The organism is Ruegeria sp. L12, from assembly GCF_056531745.1.
In genome coordinates, this window is the sequence record NZ_JBQFMH010000003.1 from 231,746 (window position 1) to 244,052 (window position 12,307).

The window sequence follows — 12,307 nt, forward strand, 5'->3', positions numbered from 1 at the left end:
TTCAAGGCGGATCATGATCCGTCTTTTGCGGGGCCTGATGGCCCGGGAGACTGAAATGGAAGCAGATTTTGTCATCGTTGGCGCCGGGTCTGCCGGGTGTGCTATGGCCTATCGGCTGAGCGCGGCCGGAGCGTCGGTTCTGGTGATCGAACATGGCGGTACCGATGCGGGGCCGTTCATCCAGATGCCTGCCGCGCTCAGCTATCCGATGAACATGTCGCGCTATGATTGGGGTTACAAATCCGAGCCCGAGCCGCATCTGAACAACCGTCGGCTGGCCTGTCCGCGCGGCAAGGTGATCGGCGGGTCGTCCTCGATCAACGGGATGGTCTATGTGCGCGGGCATGCGCGCGATTTTGACACCTGGGCCGACATGGGCGCGGACGGGTGGTCCTATGCCGACGTGCTGCCCTATTACAAGCGGATGGAGACCTGGCATGACGGCGGCCATGGCGGCGATGCCGCCTGGCGCGGCACCGACGGCCCGCTGCACGTATCCCGTGGCCCGCGCGAGAATCCGTTATTCAAGGCCTTTGTCGATGCCGGTCAGCAGGCGGGCTATCAGGTCACCGGCGACTATAACGGCGAACAGCAGGAAGGTTTTGGTCCGATGGAGCAGACCGTCTGGAAGGGGCGGCGCTGGTCGGCGGCGAATGCGTATCTGAAACCGGCGCTGAAGCGCGACAACTGCGAAATCGTGCGTGGCCTTGCGACGCGGGTCGTGATGGAAAATGGCCGCGCAACCGGCGTTGAACTGATCCGGGGCGGCAAAACGGAAGTCATCCGTGCCCGGCGCGAGGTGGTTCTGGCGGCCTCCTCAATCAACTCGCCCAAGCTGCTGATGCTGTCCGGTATCGGCCCGGCGGCGCATCTGGCCGAACATGGGATTGAAGTGGTCGCAGACCGGCCCGGCGTCGGGGCGAACCTCCAGGACCATTTGGAGCTCTATATCCAGCAGGCGTCGCTGCAGCCGATCACGCTCTATAAACACTGGAACCTGATCAGCAAGGGAGTGATCGGGGCGCAGTGGTTGTTTACTAAAACCGGTCTGGGTGCATCGAACCAGTTCGAAAGCGCGGCGTTCATCCGGTCGAAGCCCGGCGTCGAATATCCTGACATTCAATACCATTTCCTGCCCATCGCCGTGCGCTATGATGGTCAGGCAGCAGCCGAAGGCCATGGTTTTCAGGCGCATGTCGGTCCGATGCGCTCGCCCTCACGCGGGGCGGTGACCTTGCGCTCGGCCAAGGCCGAAGACGCACCGGTGATCCGCTTCAACTATATGAGCCACGAACAGGATTGGGAGGATTTCCGCACCTGCATTCGTCTGACCCGCGAGATTTTTGGTCAGGACGCGTTCAAGCCCTATGCAGGCAAAGAGATTCAGCCCGGGGCCGATGTGCAATCGGATGAAGCATTGAACGCCTTCATCGCCGAACATGCCGAGAGCGCCTATCACCCCTGTGGCACCTGCCGTATGGGAGGTGCTGACGACAAAAACGCTGTCGTCGATCCGCAGGGGCGAGTGATCGGGGTCGAGGGGCTGCGGGTCGCGGACAGCTCAATTTTCCCGCAGATCACCAATGGCAATCTGAACGCGCCCTCGATCATGGTGGGCGAGAAGATGTCGGATCATCTGCTAGGCCGGGATGCGTTGCCGAAGGCAAATGACCGGCCCTGGATTCACCCCGGCTGGGCAACGGCGCAGCGCTGATTCTGTGCGGTCTTTGACGCGGATTTGATCCGCGTCAAAGCAACACCTGACGGTTATCTTTAGCCTAGGGACGTAACGCAGATAGAGGAGCGCACAGTATGTCCCACACCCCGCATGAACTGGCCGAGGAATTCCCCGAAAAGGTCGAATTGATGAGCCAGCTCAAGCAAACGGACGCGCATTTCGCGCGCCTTGCGGATGAGTATCACGAGATCAACCGCAACGTTCACCGGGCCGAGACCAATGTCGCCCCGATGGAAGAACTGGCCGAGGTTGAGTTGCGCAAGAAACGCGCGGTGCTCAAGGATGAGATCTGGGCGATTTTGTCAAAAAGCTGAGACAAGGGCGGGGGCTCTGCCCCCGTCGCGGCAGGCCGCGACTCCCCCGGGATATTTGGGGCCAGATGAAGATCAGGTGACTTCGTAGGGCAGGGTGCCCCGGGTATGGGCGTCGATGGTCAGGCGGCGTTCCAGCGGCGGAACCGAGCGCTGGTGGCAGGTCTGGCGTTCGCAGATGCGGCACGAAATGCCGATGGGTTCGAATGCGCTGGCGTTGTTGATGTCGAGATTATCGGCATAGACCAGCGCCTCGGCATGGCGAACCTCGCACCCCAGGGCGATGGCATATCGGCGCACCGGCGCGCCAAACGATCCGCCGGACTTCGAGACATCGCGGGCCAGTGAGATATAGCGGACACCGTCCGGGGTTTCTGCCAGTTGCTGCAGGAAATGGCCCGGCGTTTCAAAGGCACGGTGGACGTTCCACAGTGGGCAGGCGCCGCCGAAACGGGCAAATTGCAGGCGCGTGGCCGAGTGGCGCTTGGTGATGGTCCCGGCCTGATCGACGCGCACGAAGAAAAACGGGATGCCCTTGGCACCCGGGCGTTGCAGGGTCGACAGGCGGTGGGCGATCTGTTCGATGGACGCGCCGAAGCGGTTGCTCAGCAGTTCAAGATCGTGACGGTATTCCTGCGCCGCCGACAAAAACACGGCATAGGGCATCAGAGAGGCCCCGGCGAAGTAGTTGGCAAGCCCGATTTTGGCGATCGCACGGGCCTCGTCGCTTTGGAAGCGTGCAAAATCGAGCGTTGCTTCAAGCAGCTTGTCCTGACTGATCAGCGCCACTTGCAGCAGCAGTTGAAAGACCTGTGTCTGAGGTGCCGCGCGCGAAGACAGGCGCAGGGTTTTGTCTGTTGCGCTATAACTGCGCAGGGTTTCGGTGTCTGCGAAAGTGACATGGATGCCGCGTTCGGACAGGCTGTTGAGGGCGGCCTGACGGATACCCCCAGCCTCTTCCGCTCGTGCGGCGAAGCGTTCCGCCGCGCGGTCCACCGCGTCGATATAGTTGTCGCAGTAGTGGAAGAAGTCGCGCACTTCTTCCCACGGGCTGGCCTGAATGCGCGCGTCCTCGCGCCCCAGGGCTTCGTCCAGCGAGGCGAGGCGCTCGTGGGTCTGGCGATAGCTGCGGTGCAGTTCGATAAAGGCACGCGCCAGCGCTGGTGCGTTTGACGCGGTGAGGCGCAGATCGGCCAGCGGAGGCATCGTATCGGCAAAGACCGGATCGGCCAGCGCCTCGCGCATGTCCGAGATGAGCCGCTCGCTGTCACCTGTGCTGAGTTCGGTGACATCCATACCGAACTCTTGCGCAAGCGCCAGAACAACCGTGGTCGAGATCGGACGGTTGTTGTTCTCCATCTGGTTGAGGTATGGCAGCGAAACGCCCAGTTTCGTGGCGAATTCCTTCTGCGTCAGGGACAGGCGCGTGCGCATCTCGCGCAGCTTGGCGCCGGCATAGAGTTTCTGGGTGGCCATGGTGGTTCTTTGCAGCTTTCCTGAATGTGCAGGCTAACTTTGCAAACCCATTCTTGCAAGCGTCTAGAGACCCAGTGTTTTCTCGCGCCAGATGACGCTGCTGATCGCGACGATGGCCAGGATCGAGGTTGCCAGCATCAGCCAAAGCAGCGGCATTGCCCCGGTTTCGCGCGTCAGCAGGGCGCCCGCCCCAGCGCTGAGGGCGGCGCCGCCGCCCAGCATGATCGCGCCGCTCAGGCCCGAGGCGGTTGCAGCCAGATGCGGGCGCACCGACAGGGCCCCTGCGGTGGCGTTCGGGATCGACATGCCGTTGCCCAGCCCGACAAAGGTCATCAGGCCGAAAAAGCTGATTGCTGTGCCCATCCCGGCCAGAAACAGGGCAGCAGAGATGAAGACGCCGATGGCGTTCAGGCAGCAGCCCCACAGCACCATCCGATTGACGCCGAAGCGCACCGAAAAGCGCCCGCTTGTGAAGTTCCCGAAGAAATAGCCCAGTGCCGGGGCGCCGAAATACACGCCGACCTCGGCCGCAGTCATGCCGAAGATTTCGGTTCCGATGAAAGGCGCGCCGCCGAGATAGGCGAAGAAGGCACCCGATGACAGCGCGGAGGATAGGGAATAGCCCCAGAAACGCGGAGATTTCAGCAATTCGGGATATTCGCGGAACTGCTCAATCAGTGTCTTGCCGCTCGACGCGGCGGTTTCGCCAAAATCCTGATAGGTCAGCCACAGGGCAAAGGCGGCCAGACCGAAGGGAAGCCAGAAATTGGCCTTCCAGCCGAACGCTTCCTCAAGCAAGCCACCCACAGCGGGGCCGAGCATCGGGACAACGGCCATCCCCATGGTGACATAGCCAAGCATCGAGGCGGCTTTGTCCTGAGAATACATGTCACGCACCGCCGCCCGGCTGAGGACGATACCCACGACGATTACGGCCTGGCCCATGCGGAAGGCCAGAAAAACCTCGATCGTTGGGGCATAGATACAGCCCAGCGTGGCCAGCAGGAACAAGGCAAGCCCCCACAGTAATACGGGCCTGCGCCCGGCCTTGTCCGCCAGCGGTCCGATCAGGATTTGCAGCACCGCGTTGACCAGAAGATACAATGCGATCGACAGTTGCATCGTTTTATAATCGGTCTGGAAATATGTCGCCATGAAAGGCAGGCTGGGCAGGTACAGGTTCATGCTCAGCGCCGATAAGCCTGACAATAGTACAAGCGTTGCCAGCGTGGGTGGCGTGCGGTTGATGGCGGTCGATCTGAACTGCATGGTTCACCTTTAGGGCCTGCGCGTGTGAATTGCCATCAGCAGTTTCAATTTGAGGTGAAATTAGCAGATTTGCATTTACCTCAAGTTCCATTTTCAAAACTTTGCAAATTTGCCGAAAACTTCTTTGGGCTTTAGGGCAGGCCCGGTATGGTCCCGCAAAATTTCATAGGGGACTACCGTCATGAAAGATATCCTTTCCGAGCTTGAAGACCGCCGCACCAACGCCCGGCTTGGCGGTGGGCAAAGGCGGATCGATGCCCAGCACGGGCGCGGCAAACTGACTGCGCGCGAGCGGATCGAACTGCTGGTCGACGAAGGCAGCTTTGAAGAGTTCGACATGTTCGTCAGCCATCGCTGCACTGATTTCGGGATGGAAAACCAAAAGCCTGCGGGAGACGGTGTCGTGACCGGCTGGGGCACGATCAACGGTCGCATGGTTTATGTGTTCAGTCAGGATTTCACTGTGTTCGGCGGTTCGCTGTCCGAAACCCATGCGCAAAAGATCTGCAAGATCATGGATATGGCGGTGCAAAACGGGGCGCCCGTGATTGGCATCAACGACTCGGGCGGGGCGCGGATTCAGGAAGGCGTGGCTTCGCTTGCGGGCTATGCAGAGGTGTTCCAGCGCAACATCATGGCCTCGGGCGTGGTGCCGCAGATCAGTGTGATCATGGGCCCCTGTGCGGGTGGCGCGGTTTATAGCCCGGCGATGACCGACTTCATCTTCATGGTCAAAGACACGTCCTATATGTTCGTGACCGGCCCCGACGTGGTGAAGACCGTCACCAACGAGGTCGTGACCGCCGAGGAACTGGGCGGAGCGTCGACCCACACCAAGAAATCTTCGGTCGCCGACGGAGCGTTTGAAAATGACGTGGAGGCCTTGGCCGAAGTGCGCCGTCTGGTCGATTTCCTGCCGCTCAACAACCGTGAAAAGCCGCCCGTGCGTCCGTTCTTTGACGAACCTGACCGGGTTGAAACCTCGCTGGATACGCTGATTCCGGATAATCCCAACACGCCCTACGACATGAAAGAACTCATCACCAAGATCGCGGATGAGGGGGATTTCTACGAGATTCAGGAAGATTATGCCAAGAACATCATCACCGGTTTCATCCGGCTTGAGGGGCAGACCGTGGGTGTCGTGGCCAACCAGCCGATGGTGCTGGCCGGGTGTCTGGATATCGACAGCTCGCGCAAGGCGGCGCGGTTTGTGCGCTTCTGCGATTGCTTTGAAATCCCGATCCTGACCTTTGTCGATGTTCCGGGCTTCCTGCCGGGGACGTCTCAGGAATATGGCGGCGTGATCAAGCACGGCGCGAAACTGTTGTTTGCCTATGGCGAAGCGACGGTGCCGAAGGTGACCGTGATCACCCGCAAAGCTTATGGCGGCGCTTATGACGTTATGGCCTCGAAACATCTGCGTGGCGATTTCAACTATGCCTGGCCTACAGCCGAGATTGCGGTGATGGGCGCCAAAGGCGCGACCGAGATCATTCACCGTGCCGATCTGGGAGATGCCGAGAAGATCGCGCAGCATACGCAGGATTACGAAGATCGTTTCGCTAACCCCTTCGTCGCCGCCGAGCGTGGCTTCATCGACGAGGTGATCATGCCGCAATCGACCCGCCGCCGTGTCTCGCGCGCATTTGCCAGCTTGCGGGGCAAACAATTGAAGAACCCGTGGAAAAAGCACGACAATATTCCGCTGTAAGGACGCAGGTCATCACCTGACGGTGTTTCATGATGCAGTTTGCCAGACATAAGATCGCGCAGGCCCAACGGGCTCTGCGCCTGACCCCGAAGGGTGGAGTCCGCCCCCAGCAGGTCCGGGGTTATGTTCTGGCATGTGCTGTCCTGACGGCATCGGCGACCGCTCCGGCGCAGGCGGAAAACCTGCTGCCGGTGCCTTCGGGGCAGCCGGTGCAACTCAGCAACGTGTTGCTGGACGACAATCCGGGCGAGCTCTGGGTGCGGTTCCGGTTCATTGCGCCCAAGATCGGCTCGACAGCGGGTCGCATCACCTATGATGTCGCGGTCATCGACATGGAGCATCTGTGCCAGACGCTGGCCGTTCCATATGTGGCGCTGCACGAGTTGGAGCCCGCCCGTGTGGTTATCTCATTCTCGGACCGGCCAGTGGATTTCGGCAGCGCGCAACCCGATGCCACCCAGTTTTTCGAGGCCTACCGGCTGGAGCAATCCACGTGTATCTGGGAGGGGCTCTGACCATGATCACTCATACCCTCAGAGCGTCCCATTCAAACACTGCGGCTTTGGAGGTGCGCATGATCGCTCTGCCCCGGAAACCGGACCGGTTTTCCTGTCTTTTCAATACTCTGTCACACGGGGTTTTGCCATGTTGAAACATCGTGGATTTCCCGGTCGGCTGTCCGGAACCGATTTTCAGTTCACCATCCGGCGTGCCAATCCCAAGGGTGTCACACCCCTGACCCGGCGCGAACGATTCCGGGATCGTAAACCGGCGGACAAACGCGCTGATGCTGCGTTTCTCGAAGCGCTGTGGGCGCATTTTGGCGATCAGCCGTTCGAACGTGGCAATCTGGACGCCGGTCGGCTCAGTTGGCTGTTCGGGCGCGAGGTTGTGGCGGCGGAAGATCCGTTTGATCCGGCCAGCTACGACGCTTTGCTGGTGATCGATCTGGGCGCGGCGCGTCAGTCGTTTCCCGACATCTTCGATGGGATAGGCTGATCATGTTGGGGGCGGTCGCACATAACCTGATTTTGGGTCATGACGGTGTGACCCTGCCCGCGAACGGGCAGGGTGCGCTGTTGGGATCAGAAGTTCAGCTGCGCGGCAAGCTGAATGCGGCTGGCATCGAAGTCGTCGCCAGAAATCGTATCGTTCCGCTCACCATAGATGTACTCGGCGCTGAGCGTCAGGTTGTCAGTCGCCTGATAGAAGGCGTTGACATGGATCGTTTCCAATTCGGTGAACGACAATGTCCCGGTCGAAGTCGGCAGGTCATAGTCCTCGTAGCCATACGAGACACCCACATTCCATTTGGGGGTCAACTGCTGTCGGAGTTCGACAGTGAAACCATCAACATCGTTGGCTTCACCACCAACGATGGGATCACCCAGGCCAATCAACCAGGGGCCAAGGGCTTCACCGGTGACATAGTTGGCCTGGATCAGGCCACCTTCCCAAAGACGCGCCGAGGCGGACAGAGTCAGGCCTGTCTGGTCAACCTCACTGCCGCCATCTTCGGCTTTACCGTAAAGAAGGGCACCGCGGGCAATGTACTTGCCGTCATTATATTCCGCCGAAGCAGTGAAGACCGGATCATCCGAGTTCGAGCCTCCAACATTCTCTTCGATCGAGACGGCGAAGCTGGTGTTTTTTACCGATGTGTTTGTGTAACGCACCTGCGGAACCCGCGCGAAAGCAATACCAACAGGGCCATTGAATTCGACCGAGGTCGGATAAGTGTCCAGTGGCTGGAAGTTGGTCCAGTACTGACCGATCAGCCATTGTTCGCCAATCCGGATGTTGGCGTGACGGATCCGGAATTCTGCGGTGCCGCCCGAGCCAAACGCATCAACTTCGATCTGGCCCTGAATGTCACCGATTCCCGAAGGGGTGTTGGTACGCAGGCCAATCCGGGATTGACGGACCGTGGCACCGAATGTGCCGCTGGTGGCCGCCGAGGGTTCCCCGACGACGTTTACGAACGCAGTGTCGCCCTGATCGAAATCGAAGTCATAGAAGAAGTCGGCCTTGATGTAGCCATAGACGTCCAGCGTGGTGTTTCCGATCTGCAGATCGCCGGTGCCCGACCCGGTTTTACCAGCCTCAAGTGCTTCGACCCGGGCGCGCAGCGCGTCCAGTTCGGCCTGAGTTTGTGCATCCTGCGCCAAGGCTTGCATTCCGGTCATGGAAAGCGTGCTGGCGGCAAGCAAGCTGGCTGTTTTAGCCTTTATTTTCATTGCATTAGTTCCTTGTGTGCGAGTGTGCGCCGGCACCGTTCCACGCCAGAGGGCACGAGGGAAATCACTAAAAAGCGAGAAAAAACGCGCCATTTCTCAAGCAAATGTGCTTCAAAGTTTCACTGTGATCACGACGTTGAGAGAGGCGGCGCTAAGCCTCTGTGCAGGGACAAGATTTTCTGTGACTTGGTCGAGAGTAATTGTGAGCTCGTACTGATACACAATTTGTATTCAAACCGGTTTTGTAACGAAACTGTGACGGGTTCGGACGCGCGCGTGGCCGCCAGCCCGGTTTATTCGGTCGGCGCAATTTTGCGCGGAAATTCGCCGGATGGGCAGGTTTCAGCCGGAAATTCCATTGGAAACAATGAGTCACTTGCGGGTGTAATTGTGCAGTGCATGGTGAAGGGGCAGTGCGGCTCTACTTTGCCTGCGTCGCACAAGCACCTACTATTCCGTACCCCTTCCTTCCGCGGGCAGGCTTGTGTTCCCCACATGGTCCTGCCCGCGTTTTTCTTTTCTGCACAGGCACAAAAAGAACGGCAAAAAGCTGCGCATAACGCCGATTTGTCCGCTTTGATATTGCATAACAATGCAGGGTTTCGGCATCTGGCGACAAATACGCCAAGAAACCTGAAAGGGCAGTATCCATGCGAACTTCACGACTATTCCTTGTTCTTGCGACCTGCGCGGGCCTCGCGGCCTGTGGCGACTCGCTCGGCGAACAGGCCATCCTTGGCGGTGGTGCCGGGGCGGTTGGCGCCGCGGTCCTCAGTGCGGACCCGCTGCTTGGGGCAGCGGTCGGTGCTGCGGGCAACGTCCTGTATTGCAAGACGCAGAATAACTGCAACTAACTCTGAATTGATCGGGGCGCTTCAGGCCCCGTCCGTCATCGCGCATCACGCCGTCGTGGGGTCATCGCCCTGCGGCGGCGTTTTGCGTTTCCAGAACCCCAAGACAAAGGACGTTCCATGTTCAACAAGATCCTGATCGCCAACCGGGGCGAGATCGCCTGCCGGGTCATCAAGACCGCGCGCAAGATGGGAATCGGCACCGTTGCCATTTACTCGGACGCCGACAAGAACGCGCTGCATGTGTCGATGGCGGATGAGGCTGTGCATATCGGCCCGCCACCTGCCAACCAATCTTATATCGTGATCGACAAAGTCATGGATGCGATCCGCCAAAGCGGTGCGCAGGCAGTGCATCCCGGTTATGGCTTTCTGTCCGAGAACTCGAAATTCGCCGAGGCGCTGGACGCTGCAGGCGTGGCTTTTGTCGGCCCTCCGGTGGGTGCCATCGAAAGCATGGGCGACAAGATCACCTCGAAGAAGATTGCGCAGGACGCAGGCGTTTCGACGGTGCCCGGCTATATGGGCCTGATTGAGGATGCGGACGAGGCTGTCAAGATCTCCAACGACATTGGCTATCCGGTCATGATCAAGGCCAGCGCCGGTGGCGGCGGCAAAGGCATGCGGATCGCCTGGAACGATGAAGAAGCGCGCGAAGGCTTCCAGTCGTCCAAGAACGAGGCTGCGAACTCGTTCGGTGATGACCGGATCTTCATCGAGAAGTTCGTGACCCAACCACGTCACATCGAAATTCAGGTTCTGTGCGACAGCCACGGCAACGGCATTTATCTGGGTGAGCGTGAGTGTTCGATCCAGCGCCGCAACCAGAAAGTGGTGGAAGAGGCACCATCGCCCTTCCTTGACCCTGAGACCCGCAAGGCAATGGGTGAGCAGGCGGTCGCGTTGGCCAAGGCGGTGGATTATGCCAGCGCGGGTACGGTGGAATTCATCGTGGACGGCGAAAAGAACTTCTATTTCCTTGAAATGAATACCCGTCTGCAGGTGGAACATCCGGTGACCGAATTGATCACCGGCGTCGATCTGGTCGAACAGATGATCCGCGTGGCGGCGGGTGAGCCTTTGTCGATCACGCAGGATGACGTCACCCTGACTGGCTGGGCCATCGAAAACCGTCTGTATGCCGAAGACCCGTATCGCGGCTTCCTGCCTTCCATTGGTCGCCTGTCCCGTTATCGCCCGCCACAGGAAACCGCGGCTGGTCCGATGCTGTTCAATGGCAAATGGCAGGGTGATGCGCCCGAAGGCCCTGCGGCTGTGCGCAACGATACCGGCGTTTATGAGGGCGGTGAGATCAGTATGTATTACGATCCGATGATCGCCAAGCTGTGCACATGGGCGCCCACCCGCGAACAGGCGATTGAGGCGATGCGCGTGGCGCTGGACAGTTTCGAGGTCGAAGGCATCGGTCACAACCTGCCGTTCTTGTCGGCGGTGATGGATCATCCGAAATTCATCAGCGGTGACATGACGACGGCTTTCATCGCCGAGGAATACCCGGACGGATTCGAAGGTGTCGATCTGCCCGAGGCCGATCTGCGCCGGATCGCAGCCTCGTGCGCTGCGATGCACCGGGTGGCCGAGATTCGCCGCACCCGCGTGTCGGGACGGATGGACAATCACGAGCGCAAGGTCGGTACTGATTGGGTTGTGACCCTGCAGGGGCAGGAGTTTGCCGTTGCCATCGATGCGGACAAAGATGGGTCGTCGGTGACATTCGCGGATGGCACCACCTCGCGCGTCGCATCGGACTGGACGCCGGGGGATCAGCTTGCGATTCTCGATGTGGATGGCAGCCCACTGGTGCTGAAGGTGGGCAAGGTTTCCGGCGGGTTCCGCATCCGCAATCGCGGCGCGGATTTCAAGGTGCATGTGCGCACCCCGCGCCAGGCCGAACTGGCGCAGCTGATGCCCGAGAAACTGCCGCCCGATACCTCAAAAATGCTGCTTTGCCCGATGCCCGGCCTGATCGTGAAGATCGATGTCGAAGTGGGGCAGGAGGTGCAGGAGGGTCAGGCGCTCTGCACTGTCGAGGCGATGAAGATGGAAAACATCCTGCGCGCCGAGAAGAAGGGCGTGGTCGCCAAGGTCAACGCAGGCCCCGGCGACAGCCTTGCCGTGGACGATGTGATCATCGAGTTCGAGTGATCATGCCCGCGTTTTCACCATATCGCACAAGCGTCCCGGCGTACTGCGCCGGGGCCTGCGGGCGTGGTGAAAGCGCTCAGCCGCCTTCGCGCCGCTCGCGAATCTCGCGTTCGCGCAGGGGGGTCTTGTCGATGGACCGACCGATTTCGCGCACGCTCCAGGGGCTGGGTTTGCGCAGTTTGACCACGCCGTCCTTGTCGACAAACACCATCTGGAACCCGCGCGGGCGCAGTTGCGACCGGATCGGGGACCGCGCCTTGGGATCTGTGTCGGTCAGCACGATCACATCGCGATCCCGCATCGCGTCTTCGCCTTCCAGCAGCATGTCGATCTGCTGTTGGAATCGCGGGTCGGCGGGCGTGTCGGCAAAGACGACGATAGGGCGACTGACCCAAAGAAACTCGTCCAGCGTGTTGTCACCTGCGGGTCGCACAAAGGCGTCATCCGCAGGTGCGGACCCGTCAGCGGCCAAAACGGCCAGCGGGAATAGTGCCGAGAAAACAAGGGCAAGCGTGCGTGTCATGTGGCCTCCTGTTGTGATGAAT

11 protein-coding genes are annotated in these 12,307 nt (G+C 59.9%); 7 read left to right on the forward strand and 4 right to left on the reverse strand.

Annotated features, from left to right (window positions below):
• The first annotated feature begins 55 nt into the window (after positions 1-55).
• Positions 56-1,714, forward strand: a complete 1,659-nt coding sequence (gene betA / locus ACR0K9_RS06595) for a choline dehydrogenase (RefSeq protein WP_480821717.1) — start codon at positions 56-58, stop codon at positions 1,712-1,714.
• A 98-nt stretch (positions 1,715-1,812) separates the two neighbouring features.
• Positions 1,813-2,052 carry an HP1242/YdcH family protein gene (locus ACR0K9_RS06600; RefSeq protein WP_480821719.1) on the forward strand — a complete coding sequence of 80 codons (240 nt, stop codon included), beginning with the start codon at positions 1,813-1,815 and terminating at the stop codon, positions 2,050-2,052.
• A gap of 72 nt (positions 2,053-2,124) precedes the next feature.
• On the opposite strand, the gene ACR0K9_RS06605 is transcribed toward ACR0K9_RS06600, so the two are convergent.
• Together ACR0K9_RS06605 and ACR0K9_RS06610 are read right to left on the reverse strand one after the other, a co-directional pair.
• Positions 2,125-3,525 (reverse strand): helix-turn-helix domain-containing protein, encoded by a 1,401-nt coding sequence (locus ACR0K9_RS06605; protein WP_480821721.1) that lies wholly within the window; start codon positions 3,523-3,525, stop codon positions 2,125-2,127.
• A 63-nt stretch (positions 3,526-3,588) separates the two neighbouring features.
• Complete coding sequence (locus ACR0K9_RS06610) at positions 3,589-4,794, reverse strand: multidrug effflux MFS transporter (RefSeq protein WP_480821723.1); 1,206 nt, start codon at positions 4,792-4,794, stop codon at positions 3,589-3,591.
• A gap of 181 nt (positions 4,795-4,975) precedes the next feature.
• Here ACR0K9_RS06610 and ACR0K9_RS06615 point away from each other — a divergent pair, with 181 nt between their 5' ends.
• The 3 genes from ACR0K9_RS06615 to ACR0K9_RS06625 all read left to right on the forward strand — a co-directional run bounded on the left by ACR0K9_RS06615 (position 4,976) and on the right by ACR0K9_RS06625 (position 7,507).
• On the forward strand, positions 4,976-6,508 hold the full coding sequence (locus ACR0K9_RS06615) for an acyl-CoA carboxylase subunit beta (protein ID WP_480530141.1): 1,533 nt from the start codon (positions 4,976-4,978) through the stop codon (positions 6,506-6,508).
• A gap of 32 nt (positions 6,509-6,540) precedes the next feature.
• Entirely contained in the window at positions 6,541-7,023 is a 483-nt protein-coding gene (locus ACR0K9_RS06620) for a DUF6497 family protein (RefSeq protein ID WP_480821725.1), read from the forward strand.
• Positions 7,024-7,153: 130 nt separating this feature from the next.
• The gene (locus tag ACR0K9_RS06625) at positions 7,154-7,507 is read left to right on the forward strand and encodes a hypothetical protein (RefSeq protein WP_480821727.1); all 354 of its coding nucleotides are present in this window, start codon (positions 7,154-7,156) and stop codon (positions 7,505-7,507) included.
• Positions 7,508-7,593: 86 nt separating this feature from the next.
• Here the strand turns inward: ACR0K9_RS06625 and ACR0K9_RS06630 are convergent, their stop codons facing one another.
• A complete protein-coding gene (locus tag ACR0K9_RS06630) occupies positions 7,594-8,745 on the reverse strand; it encodes a DcaP family trimeric outer membrane transporter (RefSeq protein ID WP_480821729.1) in 1,152 nt (383 codons plus the stop codon).
• A gap of 650 nt (positions 8,746-9,395) precedes the next feature.
• Between ACR0K9_RS06630 and ACR0K9_RS06635 the strand changes: the two genes are divergently transcribed.
• Both ACR0K9_RS06635 and ACR0K9_RS06640 read left to right on the forward strand, forming a co-directional pair.
• Entirely contained in the window at positions 9,396-9,599 is a 204-nt protein-coding gene (locus ACR0K9_RS06635) for a hypothetical protein (RefSeq protein ID WP_480821731.1), read from the forward strand.
• Positions 9,600-9,716: 117 nt separating this feature from the next.
• On the forward strand, positions 9,717-11,762 hold the full coding sequence (locus tag ACR0K9_RS06640; protein ID WP_480821733.1) for an acetyl-CoA carboxylase biotin carboxylase subunit: 2,046 nt from the start codon (positions 9,717-9,719) through the stop codon (positions 11,760-11,762).
• Between the two features lie 76 nt (positions 11,763-11,838).
• Here ACR0K9_RS06640 and ACR0K9_RS06645 read toward each other — a convergent pair whose 3' ends face one another.
• Complete coding sequence (locus tag ACR0K9_RS06645) at positions 11,839-12,285, reverse strand: DUF4174 domain-containing protein (RefSeq protein WP_480821735.1); 447 nt, start codon at positions 12,283-12,285, stop codon at positions 11,839-11,841.
• Positions 12,286-12,307 lie beyond the last annotated feature (22 nt).